Source organism: Verrucomicrobiota bacterium JB022, from assembly GCA_030673845.1.
Taxonomy (GTDB): domain Bacteria; phylum Verrucomicrobiota; class Verrucomicrobiia; order Opitutales; family Oceanipulchritudinaceae; genus WOUP01.
In genome coordinates this window covers 147,013-167,829 of record JAUTCQ010000015.1, presented here as the reverse complement: position 1 = coordinate 167,829, position 20,817 = coordinate 147,013, and the positions used below count along the sequence as shown (strand labels likewise).

At 63.3% G+C, this 20,817-nt stretch carries 15 protein-coding genes; 9 read left to right on the top strand and 6 right to left on the bottom strand.

Annotated elements, in window-relative coordinates; all coding sequences use genetic code 11:
• The first annotated feature begins 22 nt into the window (after positions 1-22).
• The 6 genes from Q7P63_11235 (at position 23) to Q7P63_11210 (ending at position 8,024) form a co-directional block, all read left to right on the top strand.
• Positions 23-2,476 (top strand): ligase-associated DNA damage response DEXH box helicase, encoded by a 2,454-nt coding sequence (locus Q7P63_11235; GenBank protein ID MDP0500661.1) that lies wholly within the window; start codon positions 23-25, stop codon positions 2,474-2,476.
• A 199-nt stretch (positions 2,477-2,675) separates the two neighbouring features.
• Positions 2,676-3,335: a ligase-associated DNA damage response endonuclease PdeM gene (gene pdeM, locus Q7P63_11230; protein MDP0500660.1), complete on the top strand. Its 660-nt coding sequence runs from the start codon at positions 2,676-2,678 to the stop codon at positions 3,333-3,335.
• A gap of 106 nt (positions 3,336-3,441) precedes the next feature.
• Complete coding sequence (locus Q7P63_11225) at positions 3,442-5,685, top strand: ATPase, T2SS/T4P/T4SS family (protein ID MDP0500659.1); 2,244 nt, start codon at positions 3,442-3,444, stop codon at positions 5,683-5,685.
• 139 nt (positions 5,686-5,824) lie between these two features.
• Positions 5,825-5,947 carry a hypothetical protein gene (locus Q7P63_11220; protein ID MDP0500658.1) on the top strand — a complete coding sequence of 41 codons (123 nt, stop codon included), beginning with the start codon at positions 5,825-5,827 and terminating at the stop codon, positions 5,945-5,947.
• Positions 5,944-7,047, top strand: coding sequence for a glycosyltransferase (locus tag Q7P63_11215; protein ID MDP0500657.1), 1,104 nt, complete (start codon positions 5,944-5,946; stop codon positions 7,045-7,047). The genes Q7P63_11220 and Q7P63_11215 overlap by 4 nt, the downstream gene beginning before the upstream one ends.
• Positions 7,044-8,024 (top strand): NAD(P)-dependent oxidoreductase, encoded by a 981-nt coding sequence (locus Q7P63_11210; protein MDP0500656.1) that lies wholly within the window; start codon positions 7,044-7,046, stop codon positions 8,022-8,024. The genes Q7P63_11215 and Q7P63_11210 overlap by 4 nt, the downstream gene beginning before the upstream one ends.
• 125 nt (positions 8,025-8,149) lie before the next feature.
• Here the strand turns inward: Q7P63_11210 and Q7P63_11205 are convergent, their stop codons facing one another.
• The 3 genes from Q7P63_11205 to Q7P63_11195 are packed head-to-tail and all read right to left on the bottom strand — an operon-like array spanning position 8,150 to position 12,448.
• On the bottom strand, positions 8,150-9,724 hold the full coding sequence (locus tag Q7P63_11205) for a response regulator (GenBank protein MDP0500655.1): 1,575 nt from the start codon (positions 9,722-9,724) through the stop codon (positions 8,150-8,152).
• Positions 9,725-9,731: 7 nt separating this feature from the next.
• A complete protein-coding gene (locus tag Q7P63_11200) occupies positions 9,732-10,181 on the bottom strand; it encodes a response regulator (GenBank protein MDP0500654.1) in 450 nt (149 codons plus the stop codon).
• The gene (locus Q7P63_11195) at positions 10,178-12,448 is read right to left on the bottom strand and encodes an ATP-binding protein (protein ID MDP0500653.1); all 2,271 of its coding nucleotides are present in this window, start codon (positions 12,446-12,448) and stop codon (positions 10,178-10,180) included. The genes Q7P63_11200 and Q7P63_11195 overlap by 4 nt, the downstream gene beginning before the upstream one ends.
• A 117-nt stretch (positions 12,449-12,565) precedes the next feature.
• Here Q7P63_11195 and Q7P63_11190 point away from each other — a divergent pair, with 117 nt between their 5' ends.
• Complete coding sequence (locus Q7P63_11190; GenBank protein ID MDP0500652.1) at positions 12,566-12,850, top strand: HNH endonuclease; 285 nt, start codon at positions 12,566-12,568, stop codon at positions 12,848-12,850.
• 170 nt (positions 12,851-13,020) lie between these two features.
• Positions 13,021-14,607, top strand: a complete 1,587-nt coding sequence (locus Q7P63_11185) for a glycosyltransferase family 39 protein (GenBank protein ID MDP0500651.1) — start codon at positions 13,021-13,023, stop codon at positions 14,605-14,607.
• A gap of 76 nt (positions 14,608-14,683) precedes the next feature.
• Here the strand turns inward: Q7P63_11185 and mdoH are convergent, their stop codons facing one another.
• From mdoH to Q7P63_11170, 3 genes are read right to left on the bottom strand one after another with little or no spacing between them, the layout of a single operon-like run.
• Positions 14,684-16,843 carry a glucans biosynthesis glucosyltransferase MdoH gene (gene mdoH / locus Q7P63_11180; GenBank protein ID MDP0500650.1) on the bottom strand — a complete coding sequence of 720 codons (2,160 nt, stop codon included), beginning with the start codon at positions 16,841-16,843 and terminating at the stop codon, positions 14,684-14,686.
• Positions 16,844-16,849: 6 nt separating this feature from the next.
• Entirely contained in the window at positions 16,850-17,455 is a 606-nt protein-coding gene (locus tag Q7P63_11175; protein ID MDP0500649.1) for a hypothetical protein, read from the bottom strand.
• Positions 17,431-18,978, bottom strand: a complete 1,548-nt coding sequence (locus Q7P63_11170) for a glucan biosynthesis protein G (protein MDP0500648.1) — start codon at positions 18,976-18,978, stop codon at positions 17,431-17,433. The genes Q7P63_11175 and Q7P63_11170 overlap by 25 nt, the downstream gene beginning before the upstream one ends.
• Before the next feature lie 273 nt (positions 18,979-19,251).
• On the opposite strand from Q7P63_11170, the gene Q7P63_11165 reads away from it, so the two are divergent.
• Complete coding sequence (locus Q7P63_11165; protein ID MDP0500647.1) at positions 19,252-20,799, top strand: cryptochrome/photolyase family protein; 1,548 nt, start codon at positions 19,252-19,254, stop codon at positions 20,797-20,799.
• The last annotated feature ends 18 nt before the right edge of the window (positions 20,800-20,817 follow it).

Below are 20,817 nucleotides of genomic sequence, written 5' to 3'. Positions count from 1 at the left end.
TCTGCGCCCATCTGCGGCTGATATGAAACCCACCGCCTCCCTCCACACCTGGTTTGCGCACAAGGGCTGGGAGCCGAAGGCGTTCCAGCGCGAGGCGTGGGAGGCGTATGCCGCCGGGCAAAACGGCTTGGTGCAGGTTGCGACGGGATCGGGCAAGACCTACGCGGCCTATGGCGGCCCGATCGACGAATGGCTGGCAGACCCGCAGGACGGCCTCGCGATCCTTTACCTGACGCCGCTGCGGGCCATGACGCGCGACTTGGAGAAGGCCTTGCAGGCCCCGGCGGAGGAAATGGGCTGGGAGCTGCGAGTCGAAGCGCGCACGGGCGACACTTCCAGCAGCGTGCGCACCCGCCAGCGCCAGAAACCGCCACATGTGCTCCTCACCACGCCCGAGAGCCTGTCGCTGCTGCTGTCGTATGCCGACGCGCCGAAGTTTTTCGGGCGGCTGCGCTGCGTGATCGTCGACGAGTGGCACGAGCTGTTGACCAGTAAGCGCGGCACCCAGACCGAGCTGGCCCTCGCCCGTCTCCGCGCCTGGAACCCCACCCTGCGCACGTGGGCCCTCAGCGCCACGCTCGCCAATCCGCACGACGCGGCGCAAGCGGCGGTGGGCGTCGGCCAAAGCTATACGCTGATCCAGGCGGAGGCCGAGAGGCGGCTCAACATCCGCACGATTTTCCCGACCGAAATCGAAGGCATGCCGTGGGCCGGGCACTTCGGCACTCAGATGCTGCCTCACGTGCTGAAGCACCTCGACCCGGCGGAACCGGCGATCCTATTTGCCAATACCCGTTCGCAGGCCGAGCTGTGGCACGAGGCAATCCTCAAGGCACGCCCGGACTGGGCGCCGCATCTGGCGATCCACCACGGCTCCCTCGACCGCGACGAGCGCGACCGGGTGGAATCGGGCCTCAAATCGGGCGAGATCCGGCTGGTGGTTAGCACCTCGTCGCTCGATTTGGGAGTCGATTTCTCGCCGGTGGAGCACATCTTCCAGCTCGGCTCGCCCAAGGGCGTGGCACGCCTACGGCAACGCGGCGGGCGGGCGCGTCACCGGCCAGGGGTGGCGGAGAGCGACCTCTATTGCGTGCCGACCCACGTGCTGCAGATCACCGAATTTTCCGCCGCGCGCGAGGCGTTGAAGCGCGGCGAACTCGAGCACACGCCCAGCCTGCACCAGCCGCTCGACGTGCTGTGTCAGCACCTGGTGACGCTGGGCCTGCAGGGGCCGTTCGAGCCGGAGGCGTTGCTGGCGGAGCTGCGCACGACGACCGCCTACCGAAGCCTGACGCCCGAAGCCTTCCAGTGGGTGCTCGATCACCTCACGACGGGCGGGCGCACCCTCATGGCCTACCCGGAGCATCACCGGCTGACGCGGCTCGACGACGGGACTTACATCGCCACCGCCAAACTGGCCCGCATGCACCGGGCGATGATCGGCACGATCACGAGCGACGGCATGGTGACGGTGCGCTTCAGCCACGGCGGCACCATCGGGCAAGTCGAGGAGGGCTTTGTGGCCAAGATGCGCAAGGGCGATGTGTTTCTGTTTGCCGGGCGCCTGCTGCAATACGTGCGCTTTCGCGATCTTGTGCTGCAGGTGACGCTGGCCAAGCGCCGCCGCACTTACGTGCCCCACTACGCCGGTGGCCGCATGCCGTTGAGCAACGAGCTCTCCGCCGCCCTACGGCGCGAGCTGGACGCGGCGGCCCGAGGCGAGTTGCAGAGCGAGGAACTCCAGCGGCTGGCCCCGATCTTCGCCACCCAGCAGGAGATGAGCGGCCTGCCCCGCGCCCACGAGATCCTGGTCGAGACCTGCCACACGCGCGAGGGCGACCACGCCTTCATCTTCCCCTTCGAGGGGCGGCGGGTGCACACGGGGCTCGCCGCGCTGCTGGCCTATCGACTCTCGCAGCTTACGCCCGCCACTTTCACCTACGCGGCCAACGACTACGGCTTCGAGCTGCTCTGCCCGAGCGGCTTCCCTTTTGGCGAGTGGCTGCAAACGCCCGACCGCCTCCTGCGCCTGCTGTCGCGTCGCCACCTACTCCGCGATACACTGGAGAGCATCAACCTCGCAGAGCTGGCGCGGCGGCAGTTCCGCACCATTGCGCGCGTGGCCGGGCTGGTCTTCGAGGGCTACCCGACGCAGCGCAAAAGCCTCCGCCAGCTTCAGGCTTCGAGCGGGCTGATCTACGACGTCTTCGCCCGCTTCGACCCGGCCAACCTCCTGCTGCAACAGGCCCAGCGCGAGGTGCTGGAGGAGCAATTCGAGCAGGCCCGACTGGAGGCCACCCTCCGCCGCCTGCAACGCAGCACCCTGCTCTGGCGCGAAGTGAAGCGCCCGACGCCCTTCTCCACCCCTCTCATCGCCGACCGCCTCACAGCCGAGCTCTCCACCGAAGACCTCGGTGCCCGCCTCGCCCGCCTCACCGGACGCAAGCAGGAACAGGCCGCAAAGGAAGGGGAGTAGGGAGGTTTTTTGAGCCACGGATGAAACACGGATCAGCACGGATGACGGCCCTTTCGGCCCTTTCACGAAAATTCGCTGGGACTGGAGGGGAGGCAGAAGGTATGTTGAAGGTTTAACTGCAATCAAATCCTTCACTCTGTCTTTGATCGAATAAATCAGTGCACATCTGTGTTTCATCCGTGGCCAAGACCACTATCCCATGCACCTGACGATCCACGAGCACACCTTCGACCTCCTGCCCGAGCGGGCCGTGTTTTGGCGCGAAGAGCGAGCCCTACTGGTGGCCGACTTGCATTGGGGGAAAGATGCGGCTTTTCGGGCCGCGGGCGTGGCCTTGCCAGAGGGGCTGTTGGGCGAGGAGCTGCAACGGCTGTCCCGGCTGGTCGAGGCGCATGATGCGCGCGAAATCCTGATCCTGGGCGACCTGATCCATGCCCGCGCGTCGTTGCACCCGAGCGTGATCGAGGCCGTGGCCGCCTGGCGGACGGAGCTGACGCTGCCGATTACCCTGATCGAGGGCAACCACGACCGTCACGCGCCGCAGCTGCCGCCGGCCTGGCAGATCGAACGGATGCCGCCGCCATTGGTGCGCGGGCCGTTTCACTTGGCGCACTATCCGGAGCCGGTGCCGGGGGCGTTCGTCTGGGCGGGGCACGTGCACCCCACCGTAAATGTCGGACGGAGGCGCGAGAGCCTGCGGCTGCCCTGCTTTGCCATCGGCTCGGAGGTGGGCGTGCTGCCGGCCTTCAGCGCCTTTACCGACGGCATCAGCAGCCAAAAGGGCCTGCCGCACGCCCATCAATGTTTCGCGATTGCCGGACGCGAGGTAGTTGAGGTAAACTCACCAAGAAGGCTATAAACGCGAAAAATTGGTTTATTCGTCCGTCAAACTTCCTATTTAAAGGGGTAACGTTGACCGGCAAACAACGATCCAAGCGCAACCACTGGCCCTTGCTCCCCTTCTCATGAGACAGAACATTTCCGGCGCCCTCCGACGCACCTTGCTGCTAAAAGTCATCTCGAAGCCCCAGCCGACGCGCGAAGACGTCGAGACGGTAATCGAGCTGACCTCCAGCCGTGTGGTGGAGGCCTTGCAGGCCCAGTCGATGACGCTGTACTTGCTGGAGAGCGACGCGATCTCGTTCAAATACGTCTACTACTCCCCCACCTTGTGGGAAGACGAGCCCTCGCGGCAGGAGGAGTTTTCCGAAAAGCGCCAGACCCTGCTCAAGATGCGCCTGCCGCGCAGCACCGGCATCGTGGGCAAGGTGATCGACTCCGGCCAGCCCTTCATTTTCTCCCGCGAGCTGGATGGAGACAACTTCCACTCGATGGCGCGGCAGACGGGCTTCGAGATCCACTCGATGCTCACCGTGCCGCTCCGGGGCTCCGACGGCACCTGCGTCGGCGCCATCCAGGTGCTGAACAAGGAGCCGGACGCCGACGACGACATCTTTACCGAAGACGACCTCGATATCGTCGAAGAGGTGGCGGAATACTCCACCCCGCTGCTCCAGCGCATGCTGGACCCGAATTTCCAGATCGACGACCGTGAGACGGCCAAGTTCGTCGCCCGCTTTACCGACAGCCCGCTCATTACCAGCGAAGCGCAGATCGCGATCGACGAAAAGCTGATCGAGGTGACGGGGGAGGCCATTGTGCGCCGCACGCACATCCTGCCCTACAAGCGGCTCTCGCCCAGCAGCGTGGCCGCGCTGATGACCAACCCGCTCGACTACCCGAGTCGCGAGAGCTTCCACACCAGCACCGACCTCTTTATCGAGGAAGTGGCCGTCGCTCCCGCCTCGCTGATCGATGAGCTGCTGCGTAAATACACCGGCCAGGGCGGCGCAGCAGACGCCGATGGCCAGGTCGACCAGGCGGCGATGGACAGCGACATGGCGGAGATCGCCGACGTCATCGGCATGGAATACGCCGAGGCGCAGACGGAAATCGTCGACGATGGCGGCGACGAAGACTCGGCCCCGATCATCCAGCTGGCCAACCGCGTGATCGAAGACGCCTACATTTCCGGCGCGTCCGACATCCACATCGAGCCCCAGGAAGACGGCGTCGTCGTGCGCTACCGCATCGACGGCGTGTGTGCGGAAAAGCTGAAGCTGCCCAAAAAGGTGGCCGGGGCACTCGTCGCCCGCATCAAGGTGATGAGCGACCTCGACATCGCCGAAAAACGCCTGCCCCAAGACGGTCGTATCGTCTTCAAACGCTTTACGAAGAAGAACATCGACATCGACTTGCGCGTGGCCTGCGGCCCGATGAACTTCGGCGAAAAAGTCGTCATGCGTATCCTGGACAAGACCAAGAGCGCGTTGCCGATCACCATGCTGGGCTTCTCGGAGGAGAACCTGAAGTTCTACCGCGAGTGCATCGTCCAGCCCTACGGCATGATCCTGCACTGCGGCCCCACGGGCTCCGGCAAGTCCATGACGCTGTTCTCCGCCTTGCGCGAAGTCGTCTCGCCCGAGATCAACATCCAGACCGCAGAAGACCCGATCGAGTATACCATCCCGGGCATCAACCAGATGCAGATGCACAAGCAGATCGGGCTCACCTTCGCCCGAGCACTGCGCTGTTACCTGCGGATGGACCCGGACATCATCCTCGTGGGCGAAATCCGGGACCAGGAAACGGCGGAAATTTCGGTCGAAGCCGCGCTCACCGGTCACTTGCTGCTCTCGACGCTGCACACCAACGACGCGCCGTCCACCATTGCCCGTTTTACGGACATGGGGATCGAGCCGTTCATGATCTCGGCCTCCATGCTCGTCGTCTGCGCCCAGCGCCTGATGCGCCGCGCCTGCAAGAGCTGCCGGGTCGAATACCTGCCCGAGGGCAACGAAGCGGAGATCATCGCCAAAGCGCTCGACGGCTGGCACGGCAAGATCTACAAGGCCAAGCCCGGCGGCTGCCCCGTGTGTGGCGGCAAGGGCATGAAAGGCCGCGTGGGCATCCACGAGCTGATGCGCAACAACGACGAGCTGACCCGCGCCATCAATCGCGGGGCCGACACGGCGGAGCTGAAGCGCATCGCGATGGCCAACGGCATGAAAACCTTGCACCAGGACAGCATCCTGAAGGTCAAGGAAGGCACCTCGACCGTCATCGAGGCCCTCTCCAACGTGCCGCCCGACTTGCTGGGCCATACGCACGCCAACGAAGAGCACGATCACGAGCTGGTCGGCGCCTGACGCCGGGCCGCCCCAGGCGCCATTTCGCCGGGCCATCTTTGACCTTGCCGCCCTCTCCCCGAGTGTGTATCCCCACTCGACTATTGCATTGTCGGATGGCCGCTCGTGGATGCTCGCCGGCCAAAGCCCTCTCCCGCTCATGCAAGCTCTCGTCAACTCGCTGTTCAACATGTGTCGCACCGTGACCAACGTCTCTGCTCGCTGCCCGGAATCCCCCTTGCGGGGCGGTAGCCGCCCGGGTGCCCGGCTGGAAACCAAATGAAAATCGTTCACGATTATTTTATCCAGATGGGCGGTGCCGAACGGGTCGTCGCCCTGATGGCCGAAGCCTTTCCCGACGCCGAGATTCTCACCAGCGCGACCCAGTACGAGACGCTCTTTCCCGAATTCCAGGGGCGGAAGATCCGCAACAGCTGGATGCAGCACATCCCGGGCATCAACCAGCACTTCAAAAAGCTGTTCCCGCTCTACCCCTTTGCCTTCAAATCGCTCGGCAAGATCAGCGATGAGGTGGTGTGGATGAGCAGTAGCGGCTTTGCCAAATGGGCCGAGTTCACGCCAGAGACGCCCGTTTTCTGCTACTGCCACACGCCGCCGCGCTTCTTTTGGCAGCCGGAAGGCTACCTGCCCTACGAGGTGCCCAACAAGGCGGTGCAGGCCGTGGTCAAAACCATGTTGCCCAGTATGCGCAAGGCCGACTTCAAGGCCGCCCAGCGCATGACCCACCTGATCGCCAATTCGCTGACCGTGCAGCAGCGGATCAAGGAATTTTACCAGCGCGACTCGGTCGTGATCCACCCGCCCGTCAATGTCGAGCGCTTTCAGGTGTCGCGGCAGTCGGAAGACTTTTACCTCATCGTCTCGCGCCTCGTGGGCTACAAGGGGCTGGAGCGTGCCGTGGTGGGCCTTTCGAAGCTGGGCAAGCGCCTGATCGTGATCGGCAGCGGGCCGGACAAGGCGCGCCTGCAGTCGCTCGCCGGCCCCACGGTCGAGTTCAAGGGCCGCCTCTCCGACGAGGAGGTGACGTGGCACATGCAAAACTGCTATGCCTTCGTGTTCCCCGGGCTCGAAGACTTCGGCATTACGCCGGTCGAGGCCCAGGCCAGCGGCAAGCCCGTCCTCGCCTTTGGCGGCGGTGGTGCCCTGGAGACGGTCAAGCCCGGCGTCACCGGGATGTTCTTCCACCAAGGTACGGCGGAGAGCCTCGCCGCGATCGTGCCGGAGTTTGAGCGCCAGACGTGGAACCCCGATGTGATCCGTCGCCACGCGGAGCAGTTCTCCGAAGAGGCCTTTCTCGAAAAGATGCTCGGCCTGATGGAGCGCGAAACGGGCCTGCAATTCCCCACCAAACGCCCCGCATGAAGACGGCTGTGATCTTTGGAGGTGCCGGCTACATCGGCATGTGGACGTGGAAGCGCCTGCGCGCCCGGTTCGACCGCTTTGTGCTGGCCGATGTGCGGCCGCCAACCGAGCCGTTGCCCGAAGGCGTCACGTTTGTGACCTGCGACGTGCGCCAGCCGGTGATCCCGCAACTGGAGGCCGCGCTGGGGCCGACCGCAGTGGGCCAGATCGAGTGGATTTACCACTACTCGGCCGTACACCGCGAACCGGGCCACGCGTTTGAAGAGTATTTCGATACCAACTTGCCCGGGGCGGAGCATGTGACGGCTTTTGCCGAGCACTACCGCGTGCCCAACATCTTCTTTACCGCTTCCATCGCCGTCTACGGGCCTACCCGCACGGCGACGGATGAAAGCACGCCCAAGTATCCAAATTCCGGCTACGGCATCTCCAAGCTGGCGGCGGAGCTGATACACGAGCGTTGGGCGATGGGCGCGCCCGAGCGTCGCCTCGTCACCTGCCGCCCCGGGGTAGTCTACGGCCCCGGCGACCCCGGCAACATCCTGCGCATGATCCAGGCGGTGAAAAAGGGGATCTTCTTCTTCCCCGGCAACCCGCAGATCTACAAGAGCTACGCCTACATCGAGGGTTTGCTCGACAGCGTCGAGTTTACCCTGGAGCGGGAGGAAAAGATCATCCGCTACAACTACGTGGAGCACCCGACCGAACCGTTGGTCGACCTGGTGAAACACATCGAGGCAATCCTGGGGCGCAAATCGGCCACGGTGCCCCTGCCCCTCTGGGCTCTCGTGCCTGCCGCCCACGTCGTCCAGTGGCTGACGAAGGGCAAGTCCGGCATCCACCCCAAGCGCGTGCGCAAGGCGGCCATGCCCACCCACATCGTGCCGCAGTGGCTGATCGACCACGGTTTCGTCTTCAAATACGACTTCGCCACCAGCCTGAAGGACTGGAAGGCACAGAAGCCGGACGATTTTTGAGGATGTGGAATCCTTGAGGCCTCACGCCAAGGCGCGGAGCCGCCAAGAAACTGAGCCCATCAGAAACCTTTGTGCCTTGGTGCTCTTGGTGAGAGACGCCTTCTTTTTCTGTGAAAAGCCCCCTCTTACGCCATCAATGAATCGACCGACCCGTCGAGGATGCGGCGGAGGGCGCGCGCGAGTTCACGGGGCTGGAAGGGCTTCATGATAATGCTTTTGACTCCAGCGGCTTCGGCCACTTCGGGCTTGGCGACGTCGCTGTAACCGGTGGTCAGCAGCACGGGCACGCTGGGCCAGCGCTCGCGCACGCGACGGGCGACTTGCAGGCCTGTCATACGGGGCATCGTCTGGTCGGTGATCACGAGGTCCACGGGGCAGTCTGGGTGGGCTTCTATCCACTCGCAGGCGGCCCGGCTATCCTGATAACTCGTCACCTGATAGCCGAGGCGGGTCAGGAGCAGTTGCACGGCTTCGAGCAGCTTGGGCTCGTCGTCGATCAAAAGGACGCGCTCTTCGCCATGGGGGGCGGTGGAGTCGGTCTCGCCGGGGAGGGCGTCTTCGTCTTCCATCAGGGGGAGGTAGACGGAGAAGGTCGAGCCCTTGCCCACTTCGGTGTCCACCGTGATGAAGCCGCCGTGGCGCTTGACCACACCTTGGGACACGGTGAGCCCGAGGCCGGTGCCTTGGCCCACTTCCTTGGTGGTGAAGAAGGGGTCGAAAATGCGTTTGAGGATGTTATCCGGGATGCCGGTGCCGGTGTCTTGCACCCGGATGCGGGAGTAGGCCCCGCCCTTGCCGTCGGGCCGGAAGTAGCGCACCTCCTGCTCGCCCAGCAGGCAATCGCTGACTTCGATGGTGAGGGTGCCGCCGTTTTCCTGCATCGCCTGCGCGGCGTTGATGCAGAGGTTGATCACCACTTGCTGGATCGCAGTGCGGTCGACCCGCACGATGCCGGCCTCCAGCGGGATCTCCTGATGGATATGCACCGTGCTGGGGATGGTTTTGCGCACGAGCTTCATCGCCTGGGCTACGGCATAGTGGATCGGCACAGGCTCGGGCTCTTCGTCGTGCGCCCGGCGGCTGTAAACGAGGATCTGCTGCACGAGGTCGGACGCGTGGAGCACGCTGTCGCGGATCTCGTCGAAGATCATGTTGAAATCCTTGTGGTCCTGCATCCGCCCCACCTCGGCCAGCGCGAGCACCGGGGTGAGCATGTTGTTGATGTCGTGCGCGATACCACCGGCGAGGGTGCCGATGGCGTCCAGCTTTTGCGTCTGCTGGATCTGGCGCTCCATCATCTCCTGCTCCACCTGCATGTTCTTGCGCTCGATCGCATAACGGATGGAGCGTACGAGCAGGCTGGGCTCGGCGTCGCCCTTGATCAGGTAATCCTGTGCGCCCAGCGAAACGGCTCGCAAGGCTTCCTCCTCGTCCGCCAGCCCCGTCAGGATGATCAGGGGCATGGTGCGATCGGCCTCGACGAGGCGCGCAATCCCTTCCTGGCCGTCTGCATCCGGCAGGCCCAGATCCAGCAGCACGGCATCGTAGTTGCGCTTGCCCATCCGCTCCAGCCCCGCACGGAGGGTATCTGCCGTATCGAAGGAGAAGCGGATACCGGGGACTTCCTTCAACTGCTCGCGCAGGAGGATGACGTCGGTCGGGTTGTCCTCAATGATGAGGAGGTGGATCAGTTGCGACATGTATGTCTTAAAGGTGAGGAGGAAAAGTGACCACGCTCAACCAGAAACTCTCAATCGACCGAACTACTACGCTGAACTGCTCATAATCCACAGGTTTGGTCACATAGCAGTTTGCGTGGTAGGCGTAAGAGCGGGCGATATCTTCCTCGGCTTTGGAGGTGGTCAGGATGACGACCGGCAGCGTCTTGAGCTTGGGGTCGCTTTTGATTTCCTTGAGGACTTCGCGTCCGTCCTTCTTGGGCATGTTCAAGTCGAGCAGCACCAGATCGGGGCGGGTCTTGTTCTTGTAGGGGTCTTGCTGGCGGAGAAACTTGAGGGCCTCCTCGCCGTCGTGCACGACGTCCATATGATTGCGGATCTTGGCATCGGCCAAGGCTTCGCGGGTCAGCAAGACGTCCGTCTCGCTGTCGTCGACCAAGAGGATATTGATCGGGCGGATTTGGGCTTCGAGGCTCATTCGGCGGAGGGAGATAGGCTCAGGTCGGAACGCGGGAGCGTAAAGTGGAAGCGCGCGCCGTGCGGCTCTGCCTGTTCGCAGGAGATCGCGCCGCCGTGGCGCTGGACGATCTTTTTGCAAATGGCGAGGCCGATGCCCGTTCCTTGGTATTCCTGCCGCGAGTGCAGGCGCTTGAACATGTCGAAGATGCGTTCGGCATACTCAGGCTCCACCCCAATACCATTGTCGGTGACGAACAGGTGGTGGTAGTCGCCATCGGGCTGGGTGGAAATGTGGATGCGCGGCGTATCCTCGGAGCGGAACTTGAGCGCGTTGCCCAGCAGGTTTTGCATGAGCTGGACGAGCTGCAGGCGGTCGCCCCGCACGGCCGGCAGGCGGTCGTGCGTGATGCGGGCCTTGTTTTCTTCGATCGCAACGGTGAGGTTGTGCTGCACTTCTTCGAGCACGCCTTCCATCTCCACCTCTGCAAAGGGGCGACCGCGGCTGTTCACCCGCGAGTAGGCGAGCAGGCCTTCGATCAGGCGCTGCATGCGGATGGAGCCTTCTACCGCGTGCTGCAGCAGCTCCCCGGCGGTGCCGTCGAGCTTTTCGCCAAAGCGGCGTTCGAGCAGGCGCAGGCAGCCGGCCACGGCACGCAGCGGCTCCTGCAAGTCGTGCGAAGCCACGTAGGCAAATTGCTGCAAATCGTGGTTGGAGCGCTTGAGCTGGTCGACCGCGCGGCGGTAGCGGTCTTCGGCCTTGCGCCGGCGCTCGTTTTCGACCCGCAGGGCGAGCTGGGTCAGCGTAAACTGCTCGGCGTTGTCGATCTCGTGCGGCTCCCAGGGCAGCGAGTGGTAGCGCACCGTCTCGCGCCAGACGGCGAACGAGCGGCGGGGGCTGAGGCGGACTTGCCCGTTTTCCAGCTCGCGCATTTCCTTTTCGTCCGGCTTGCCTGCCCAGCGCACGGTGCGCTCGTATTCGCCGCGAAACCAGACGATGAAGCTTTGCCAGTTGTCCTGCAGCGGCACTACCAGCGCGCCACAGGCGTGTTCTTCGAGCTCTTCGTAATGCGGAAAGTCCTTGCGGAGCGAGCTGCTGTGCCACACGCCGCGCACCTTTTGCTGGCGCAGCCAGGCGACGAGTCGCTTGATGCCGGTGGCGGCCGGTGTCTCTCCCCGCGTGACGAGGTGGTTGCCGACCTTGAACGCCACGCCCTGGGCGTTGACCATCGCAAGAAGGTGCTCGCTCTCCGCCTGCAAGGTGCGCTGCACGGGCTCGTCGCTGCGTAGCGAGAGCGTCATCTCGTGGGCGATGCGCTTGGAGCGGCGCTGGCGTTCGATGATGTCGCGATCGACCTTGTTGCGAAACTGCAGGGCGAAGGCGTGGGCAAAATACTCGCAGGAGGTGCGAACGTTGAAGGGCAGGTAGCGCGGCGAATAGTGGTGGCACGCGATCAGCCCGACCAGCTTGTCGCCATCTAGCAGCGAGACCGACATGGAGGCCGCCACGCCCATGTTGCGCAGGTATTCGATGTGAATGGGCGAGACGGCGCGCAGCGAGCTGAAGCTCAAGTCGAGCGGCGCATGCGTCACGGGGTTGAGGTTGGGCGCGAGCGGGACGGACTGGTCGTTGATGTCCGCGATCAGGCGGATCGGGTTGAGCGTGTAGAGGCGGCGCGCCTGGGAGGGGATGTCGCTGGCCGGGTAATTGAGGCCCAGGAAGCTCTCCAGATCGTCGCGCTTCGCTTCGCCCAGCACTTCGCCCGAATGGTCGGCCTTGAAGCGGTAGATCATCACCCGGTCGAAGCCGGTGAAGCGGCGGAAATACTGGGCCCCGATCTGGCAAAACTCGCCCAGGTCGTGCGACTGCCGGGCCTCGGCGATGGCGGCGCGCAGCAGCGAAAGATGCCCGTCGGAGGGGCCATCCTTCTCGCAGGGTTCCAGTTCGATGACGAGAAGGTAGTCCTGCTTGTGCGCGAGGCAGTTGAAGTAAGACCCCGTCACCGGATGCTGAAATTTGCAGATGCAGAGCGGCACCTGCTCCGGGAAGGGCTCCTTCAAAAAGTTCTCGAAGTCGGTCCGCGTCGCTTCGGGCAACAGCTCGATCAAGCTGTGCTCGAGCACATCGTCAACGGCCAGCCCCAGCACATCTTCAATATTCTGACTTACCTGGACGACTTGCAGGGTATGCAGGTCGGCGGCAAACAGCACCCCATGGGATTGAACACGGCCGAGGATATGAATCGGTTCGCGGTCGCAGTTCTCAAGCGTCACTTCGGCCATCTTCATAAAGAGTATTCCAAGGTGGCGAAGCTGCAAGGGATTGTACTTCTACCAGAAGATTTTCAAACGTAGGTCTTTAACCCCACTTGCAGCTCGCGATAAAAGAGTCGTTAATTAAAGGAAATGCCGGCCTTACCCTGCAGCATTTGCGGACGCCTGACGCCCGAACGGCATCAGGAGGAGCACCACCTGATCCCCCGTGCAAAGGGTGGCACCGAGACAATTCTCGTCTGCCGCAACTGCGGCGATCAGGTGCACCGGCTGTTTACGCTGGAAGAGCTGGCGGCGCATTACTACACCGTGGAGCGCCTGCGCGCGCACGAGGGTGTGCAGCGCTGGGTCCGCTGGGTGCGAAGGCAGCCTGGGTTTGAATTTGCGATGAAAACGAAAAAGAAAAGACGGGGCTAGGATTGAGACGGGCAGACGGGTGAGACCGGCAGAGAATACATTCCCAATATCCTAGCACAGGCTGCATTTCCTCGCCAGTGACAGCAGAGGCTTATTTAGGCCATCCCAAGGGCAGGTGACCATGAAGCAGCCTTTACAGGTGCCATGTGCCGTTTGTATACCTCACCCGCATGACAACGCATTTCGTCGACTGGTGGAGCGCTCGTATCCAGCGCCGAGACTGGTGGTGCGCGGTGGCCTTTTTTGCCGTCGCAACCTTCCTGGGCGTGAATGTGGCCGACGATTACGGCATTGCCTGGGATGAGCCGGCGCAACACTGGATCGGCGTCTACAACCATAAAGCGGCGATCGGTGAATACGACATTTACGAACTCAACAACCGCGACTACGGGCCGGTCTACGAAGTGGCGCTCTACCAGGCCGGCGAGTGGTTGGGCTACAAGGAGAAAACAGGCGTCTACCCCTTCCGCCACCTCATGGGGCACCTGCTCTACCTCGGCGGCGTCTTCGCTTTTTACGCCTTGCTGCGCGACCAGTTTGGCAGCCGATGGTTTGCGCTGGCCGGGGCCGCGATCCTGCTGCTGATGCCGCGGCTCTACGCGCACTCGTTCTTCAATTCCAAAGACCTGCCTTTCCTGGTGGCCAATATCTGGTGCCTCTACATGCTGCAACGCCTGCTCGAGCGGCCGCACCTCCTGCGCGGGCTCTTGCTGGCTTTCCTGCTGGCCTGGACGCTCCAGCTTCGCATCGCGGCGGCAGTGCCGATTGCCCTCACGGTGGGCTTCATCCTTTTGCGCCTTGTGCGTGTCCCGGAGCAGCGCTGGCACCTCGGCGCGACCTTGCTGGCGCTGCCTTTGATCGTGGTCGCCTTCAACTACTGCACCTGGCCTTTTCTCTGGGAACACCCGCTGGAGAGCGTGCGCGAGATCTGGGCCAACATGACGCATTTCCGCTGGACAGGGCAGATGCGCTTCATGGGCCGGGAGATCGCGGCGGCGGATGCCCCCTGGTATTACCTGCCGCTGTGGATGTGGCTGACGATCCCCCTCCCTACCCTCGCCCTGCTCATCGGTGGTATCGTGGGTATGCCGCTGTTGATCCTCCGGCGCTGGAAGCAGATCGGGCGGGACCAGAAGCTGAGCAACGGAGCGGTGTGGTGGGTTGGCGGGCTGAGCCCCATCGTGCTGATCGTAGTGCAAGACTCGGTCGTCTACGACGGCTGGAGGCACGTCTACTTTTGCTTCCCCTACCTGCTCCTGACAGGGCTTACGGTTGCGTTCCTCGGCTGGCAATGGCTGGCCCAGCGAGGGATCAGGACGTGTGCACTGGCGGCGGGAGCCGTTGGGCTCGCTTACCTACCAGCCCTCGCCTTCATGATAGGTAACCACCCCTACCAAAACGTGTATTTCAACGCCTTCGTCTCCGACGCACCAGGCTACCGCGCCGCACAATTTGAAGGCGACTACTGGGGCACCAGCTCGTATGAGGCCCTACGGAAGCTCGCCGAACTCGACTCGAGCCCCAAGATCCGCGTCTACGCTTCCAACGATACGGCGATCATCAACTTCAAGATGCTGCCCTTGGAAGTGCGCGAGCGCTACAAATTGATCCCCATGCTGGGCGCAGCCGATTATTACATGGAGCTCGAGCGCCCCATGAACCGCCCCCTCGCCCCGGAGAATCGCGGCGAAATGGTCCTCCAGATCAGCGTTGCCAACAGCCCCTTGACCACGGTTTACCGGATCAAGAGGCCGTAGAGGCGGCGGGAGAATTTTGCTTTCCAGCCGCAGATTTAGGCGGCTGAAGAAGGCAAACGATGATCCAGGATTGGCCTCACACAAACCCGAGCAATTGCTGCGGATTGGTGGCCGGGTAGGCATAGAGGCGTTCGCGCCAGGAATCGGCCAAGGTACGGGCCGAGCGGTGCCAAAGCTCGTGGTGGAGGCGGCGCAAGGTCGGCGGGTGGAGCAGCAGGGAGATCTTTTCGTCCTTGCTCAACTCGTCCCAGCCTTCGCTCAGGGCGCGCTCGACCAATTCCGCCGGCGGGGCTTCGATCGGGGCACCAGCCGGGTTTTGCTCCAGCAGCGTGTAGTGCAGGCTGTTGATGTATGGGTCGGCCAAGGCGAGCGCAGCGCCCTGCATCGGGCCCTTTTCGAGCATGTCGCGCAGGTGGGCTTCTTCACGGCAGCAGGTGCTCCAGATGGTGGGCTGTTGGTGCTCCTCCGGCGTCTGCAAGAGGCGGTGGCGGCGCAGCGAGCGGCCAATGTGCGGCGAGCTGGTGATCTTGCTGATCACAGGGGAGAGGACGAGCGCGAAGCTGACCGGGCTGAGCCACCAGAAAAACGTGGTGCTGTAGTGCCAGGCGATGCCGCTCCAGATGAGGCCGAGCACCATTTGCCCCCAGTGGGCGCGCAGGGCGTCGACCCACGGTGTACCTTCGCCCGCGTCGCGGTTTTGCGCGTTCCAGCCCGACTTGCGGCCCAGCAGCACTTCAACGAGGAAGCGACTGTGGAAGGCCATCAGCAGGGGGGCGAGCAAGGCACTCGTCACGGTCTCCAGCAGCACGCTGCCGGTAACGCGGAAGAAGCCGCCGAAGCGCACCCGCCGCTGCTTGTCCCACACCGCGTCGAGCCAGGCGAGGATCTTGGGCGTAAAGAGAATCACCGCCGTAAACGCCAACAGAAGCGTACCGTGCTCGGCCAAGCTGAGCCCGAGGGGGCGCGTAAAGCCTTCCGATACAAACAGCGTGAGGCCCGAGCGCTCGAAGCGCACCACGGAGAGGGTCGAAAAAACGAGGAACAGGAACCAGAAGAGCGAGCCCGCGTAGCCCATGATCCCGTTGAAGAAGTGTACGCGGTTGACCGCATGGAGCTGGCCGGAGAAGAGCAGCCAACTGTGCTGCAGGTTGCCCTGACACCAACGGCGGTCGCGCACGGCGCTGTCGATCAGGTTGGGCGGGCCTTCTTCGTAGGAGTCTTCCAGGTCGTCGACCAGCCATACGGCGTAGCCGGCGCGGCGCATGAGAGCCGCTTCCACAAAGTCGTGACTGAGGATCTTGCCGCCGATGGGCTCCTTGTAGGGCAGCTCCGGCAGTTCGCAGTGCTCAATAAAGGGCTCGATGCGGATGATGGCGTTGTGGCCCCAATAGTTGCCTTCGCTCTGCTGCCAGTAGTTGAGCCCGCTGGTGAAGACGCGGCCATAGAAGCGGCTGGCGAACTGCTGCAGGCGACCATAAAAAGTGTCGGCCCCGATCAGGCCCGGCGCCGTCTGGATAAGGCCCACGCCGGGGTTGGCCTGCATCAGCTGCACGAGGCGCACGAGCGTCGGGCCGGTCATCAGGCTGTCGGCATCGAACACGATCATGTAGCGGTAGCGTGCGCCCCAGGTTTCGAGGAAGTCGCGCACATTGCCGCTCTTCTTGTCGACGTTCTTGATCCGACGGCGGTAGTGAATGCGGTCGAGCGCGTTGAGGTCCTTGCACAGGCGCAGCCACGCCACCTCTTCCTCCACCCAGCGGTCGGGGTTGGTGGAGTCGGAGAGGATGAAAAGGTCGAAATGCTCGTGCTGGCCCGTCTTGCGCAGGGCCTCGTAGGTCGCACGCACCCCGGCAAAGACCCGCGACACGTCCTCGTTGTAGACGGGGAAGAGGATCGCGGTGGCCGCGAGCGGCGTATCGCTGTCGGCCGGGATACTGGCGTTGATGCGGCCCACCGAGCGGTTGCCGCGCAGCGACATGAAGCCGAAGAGCGCGTTGCAAAAGCCGAGGCTGATGTGCGTGAACAGGATCGCGTAGAGAACGAGGATGATCCACTTGATCTCCGTCATCGCCGTGCGCCACATAAAGTCGGCAAAGAGCAGAATGCCGGCGACGGAGATGATCGAAAAGGTGGCGAGAAAGATGAAGCGGCGTACGCTGGCCCGCTTGGCGGACATGGCGGGAGAGCCGAGCAGCACCTCGGGACCGTGCTCAGAGAGGTCTTGGGCGGTGGCCATGAGAGATCAGCGAGTGAGGTAAAAGATGAGGAAGGCGGCGCCGATTACCACGAGCAGCATCAGGATGTTGCGCAGGTGGGGGCGCGCATCGAGGTCGCGCAGCGCCTGGCCGGTAAAGGTAGGGATGGGGCCCAGCTCGAGCGGCCGGGCCTCCATTTGCGAGAGGTGGAAGTCGGGCCCGGCCTGGAGGAAGCTCTGGCGCATGGCCTGCATAAAGGGCTCCGGCCAAGGCGGGTCGGTCAGGAATTCGTGCTGCCACTGGCGAGGCATGTCGGCCAGCAGCAGCGCGAGGCGGCCCCGAAGGGCCGGGTCGGTGCGGTCGGCCTCATCGAGCCCGAGAATCTCGACGAACCATTGCGTAACCTCGCGGTTAGCCTGGTCCATCGCGAGCTCGATGGGCTCGCCTACCTCACCCTCCTGCTGGCGCTCGGCGGCGCGCTGGAGCACGCGGTGCACGAGGGTGCTCAACAGCAGCTTGTTTCGGATACGCAGGGCGCTGAAGTAGGCTTCAACGCGCCGATAGGCCTCGTCCCAAGCGGTATAATCCGCCTGTTCATCGACCTTTCCTCCCGCCGCAACGACGGGGCTTACCAAATCCACTGGTAGCTCCATGTCTCCGTAAGGGTCTCCTCACCCTGGCGCAGGTAGGCACGCATTTCCGCAGTGCCGGCCTCAGGTTTGTTTTTCCTGACGTGCAGGATCAGGCGCCAACCGTTGGTATAGGGATTCTTCTGCACGATCTTTTCCACCAGCTCGGCGTCTTTCTCCACCGTCACGATCCCTTCAATCTCGGTGACGGGCGGCAGTTCCTCAAGCGCCTTGCCCTGGAAGTCGACCACAAATTCGACGATGCCTTCCTTGAAGGCGCTGTCACCCACTCGGGTGGCGCTCACAAAGCCGTCCTGGTTGCGATGCGGCATCATCCAGTAGAGGCGGTAGGCGAGCTCAAAGGCTTCGTTGGGCACCGGAGGCGTCTTGGGCGTCCAGAAGGCGGCCACGTTGTCGGCCGTTTCCGAATCGGTCAGGAATTCCCAGACGCGGACGCTACCCGGGCCCCAGTCGGACTTGGGCTCCACCCACACGCTGGGGCGCTGGTGGTAGTGCGCCTCGATGTCCTGGTAATTGCGGAAGTCGCGGTCGCGCTGCATCACCCCAAAGCCCTTGGGCGTGCCTTCGAGCGAAAAGATGCTGGTGCGGTTGCGGGCTTCGTTCACGAAGGGGCGCCAGATGCGCTCGCCGCTGCCCGTCTCGATGTATATACCGTCGGAGTCGTGGACTTCGGGGCGGAAATCGGTGGGCGGGTCGAAGCTGTTTTCGCCAAAGTAATACATGCTGGAGAAAGGCGTGATGCCCACTTCAGGCATTTCGCTGCGGAAGAAGAGGCGGCAGCGCACGTCCACGGTCGTCATCTCACCGGGGGTGAGCACAAATTTATACGCACCGGAGACGCTCGGGCTGTCGAGCAGCGCGTAAACCGTCAGGGCGGTATCGCCCGCCTGCGGCTTGCCCAGCCAGAACTCGCGGAAGACGGGGAATTCCTCGCCAATGTCGAGGCCCGTATTCAGGGCCAGGCCGCGGGCGGAGAGGCCCCAGTGCTGGTTGCGGCCCAGGACGCGGAAGTAACTGGCGCCGAGCCACACCCCCACCTCGTCATACACGTCGGGGTTGTTGATCGGGTAAAGCACGCGGATGCCGGCGTAGCCTTGCGGGCGCGGGATGCGGTCGGCGAGGCGGTCGTTGCGGCCGTAGTCGAAGAGATCCGACACGAAGCGGATTTCCTGCACGTGCGAGGCCGTAAATTCGTTGATCTTGACGATGTCCTGGAAGAACTGGCCGGGGTGGAAAAACTCGATCCGGAAGGGCAGCCCTTCTTCCCGCCACAAAGCGCGGCGCGAGTTGAAACGGATGTCGCGATACGCGTCGTAATCCAGTTCTTTCAGGTAGTCGGGCGCCTTCGGGTATTCCTTGAAGGGCTCCTTCGCCTTTTGTTCGGCGATCTGCGACACGTAGTCGAGATTGATGTTGGCCGGCTGCATGGCCTGCAGGGCAGGCTGGCCGACCGTCACAAGCGCAAGAAGAGGAGCGGTCAGCCACCTGACTCGGCTGACCCAGCATTCGAAGATTCGGGACGTCATGGATGACAGTTGAGTTGAGTGTGTCGCCTGATCAACAAGAGCCGCGCCAAGTCGGTTAGTACCATGCGATAAACACATCATTTACAGCAGGATCAACGAATTGACCGTTTGAATACACCTCTTGGACTCCAGCAACTTGCAGGCAAGATAACCCGTCACATTGCAACACGCAACGAAGCCGCTCGTTTTCGCGGCCAACCGCTTACCCGCTTCTGACGCCCTCAGGCTGAGAGATGCCTCGCAGGGCTCGCGGAAGGGCGGCACCTTGAGCCCATGTCGTCCGTTCGCCGCTTGCATCTGGTGCTGGGAGACCAGCTCGACCTCCACAGCCCGCTCTTTGAGGGCTTCGACCCGGAGCGGGACGCTGTGTGGATGGCCGAGAACGAAACGGAAGCGACGCACGTATGGTGTCACCAACTGCGGCTGGTCTTCTTTTTCAGCGCCATGCGGCACTTCCGCGACGACATGCGCGCGCTGGGCCGCACGGTGCACTACCACGCGTTGACGCCCAACCGTCGGAAGGACCGGGGCAAGGACTTTGCCGAAATCCTCCGCCGAGATGTGCGCGAGCTGAAACCGGAAGCGCTGGTAGTCGTCGAGCCGGGAGATTACCGCGTGCGCCGGATGCTCGAAAAGCTGGCGGATGAGCTCGATCTGGAGCTGGAGGTGCGTAGCGACACCCACTTCTACGCCACTGTGGCGGAGTTCCGCGACTGGGCGCAGGGGCGCAGCGCCCTCGTGCTGGAGACCTGGTACCGGCACTTGCGGCGCCGCGAAGGCATCCTGATGGACGGCAAGGAGCCCGTGGGCGGCGACTGGAACTACGACGCCGACAACCGCGAAAGCTTCCGCCGCGAGGGCCCGGAGCACATCAAGCCGCCCCGCCGCTTCCAGCCCGACGCCACGACCCGAGAAGTGCTGGAGCTGGTGAAGCAGCGTTTTGGCGACCACCCCGGGCGGCTCGACCATTTCCATCTGCCCGTCAACCGCGAGCAGGCGCTGCAGGTGTTGCGCGAATTCATCGACCAGCGGCTGGAGCAGTTCGGGCGTTTTCAGGACGCGATGTGGCAGGGCGAAGACTTCCTCTACCACTCGTATCTCTCCGCCGCACTCAACGTAAAGCTGCTCAACCCGCGCGAAGTCGTGGCCAAAGCGGTCGAGGCTTATGAAAAGGGCGATGTGCCGTTGAACAGCGTGGAGGGCTTTGTGCGGCAGATCCTCGGCTGGCGGGAGTTTGTGCGGGGCATCTACTGGCTTCACATGCCCGACTATGCCGAGATGAACGAGCTGGACGCCCACGAGGAGGTGCCGCCGTTTTTCTGGGACGGCCAGACCGACATGGCCTGCGTGCGCGATGCCATGCGCAACGTGCTCGACAATGCCTACGCCCACCACATCCAGCGGCTGATGGTGCTCGGGCTCTTCGGCCTGCTCTACGGCGTCGATCCCCGCAAATTTCACGACTGGCACATGGCGATGTATGCCGATGCGGTCGACTGGGTCTCGCTGCCCAATGCGCTCGGCATGAGCCAGCACGGCGACGGTGGCATCGTCGGCACCAAGCCCTACTGCGCCACCGGCAACTACATCCACAAGATGTCGAACTACTGCGGGCAGTGTCGCTACCATTACAAGGAGGCGACCGGCGAAAAGGCCTGCCCGTTTACCACGCTGTATTACGACTTCCTCGCCCGCCATCGGGAGAAATTCGCCCAAAACCAGCGCATGGCCTTCCAGCTCAAGAACCTCAGCCGCAAGTCGCCCGCCGAACTGAAGACGATCCGCCAGCGGGCGGCAGAGATCCGGAAGACGCCCGTTTAAACGGCGAAGGGCACGGCG

Bases quoted from the DNA above. Each gene is read 5' to 3' on its own strand.
- Q7P63_11235 (MDP0500661.1), top strand. From the start codon at position 23: ATGAAACCCACCGCCTCCCTCCACACCTGGTTTGCGCACAAGGGCTGG.
- pdeM (MDP0500660.1), top strand. From the start codon at position 2,676: ATGCACCTGACGATCCACGAGCACACCTTCGACCTCCTGCCCGAGCGG.
- Q7P63_11225 (MDP0500659.1), top strand. From the start codon at position 3,442: ATGAGACAGAACATTTCCGGCGCCCTCCGACGCACCTTGCTGCTAAAA.
- Q7P63_11220 (MDP0500658.1), top strand. From the start codon at position 5,825: ATGCAAGCTCTCGTCAACTCGCTGTTCAACATGTGTCGCACCGTGACC.
- Q7P63_11215 (MDP0500657.1), top strand. From the start codon at position 5,944: ATGAAAATCGTTCACGATTATTTTATCCAGATGGGCGGTGCCGAACGG.
- Q7P63_11210 (MDP0500656.1), top strand. From the start codon at position 7,044: ATGAAGACGGCTGTGATCTTTGGAGGTGCCGGCTACATCGGCATGTGG.
- Q7P63_11205 (MDP0500655.1), bottom strand. From the start codon at position 9,724: ATGTCGCAACTGATCCACCTCCTCATCATTGAGGACAACCCGACCGAC.
- Q7P63_11200 (MDP0500654.1), bottom strand. From the start codon at position 10,181: ATGAGCCTCGAAGCCCAAATCCGCCCGATCAATATCCTCTTGGTCGAC.
- Q7P63_11195 (MDP0500653.1), bottom strand. From the start codon at position 12,448: ATGAAGATGGCCGAAGTGACGCTTGAGAACTGCGACCGCGAACCGATT.
- Q7P63_11190 (MDP0500652.1), top strand. From the start codon at position 12,566: ATGCCGGCCTTACCCTGCAGCATTTGCGGACGCCTGACGCCCGAACGG.
- Q7P63_11185 (MDP0500651.1), top strand. From the start codon at position 13,021: ATGACAACGCATTTCGTCGACTGGTGGAGCGCTCGTATCCAGCGCCGA.
- mdoH (MDP0500650.1), bottom strand. From the start codon at position 16,843: ATGGCCACCGCCCAAGACCTCTCTGAGCACGGTCCCGAGGTGCTGCTC.
- Q7P63_11175 (MDP0500649.1), bottom strand. From the start codon at position 17,455: ATGGAGCTACCAGTGGATTTGGTAAGCCCCGTCGTTGCGGCGGGAGGA.
- Q7P63_11170 (MDP0500648.1), bottom strand. From the start codon at position 18,978: ATGACGTCCCGAATCTTCGAATGCTGGGTCAGCCGAGTCAGGTGGCTG.
- Q7P63_11165 (MDP0500647.1), top strand. From the start codon at position 19,252: ATGTCGTCCGTTCGCCGCTTGCATCTGGTGCTGGGAGACCAGCTCGAC.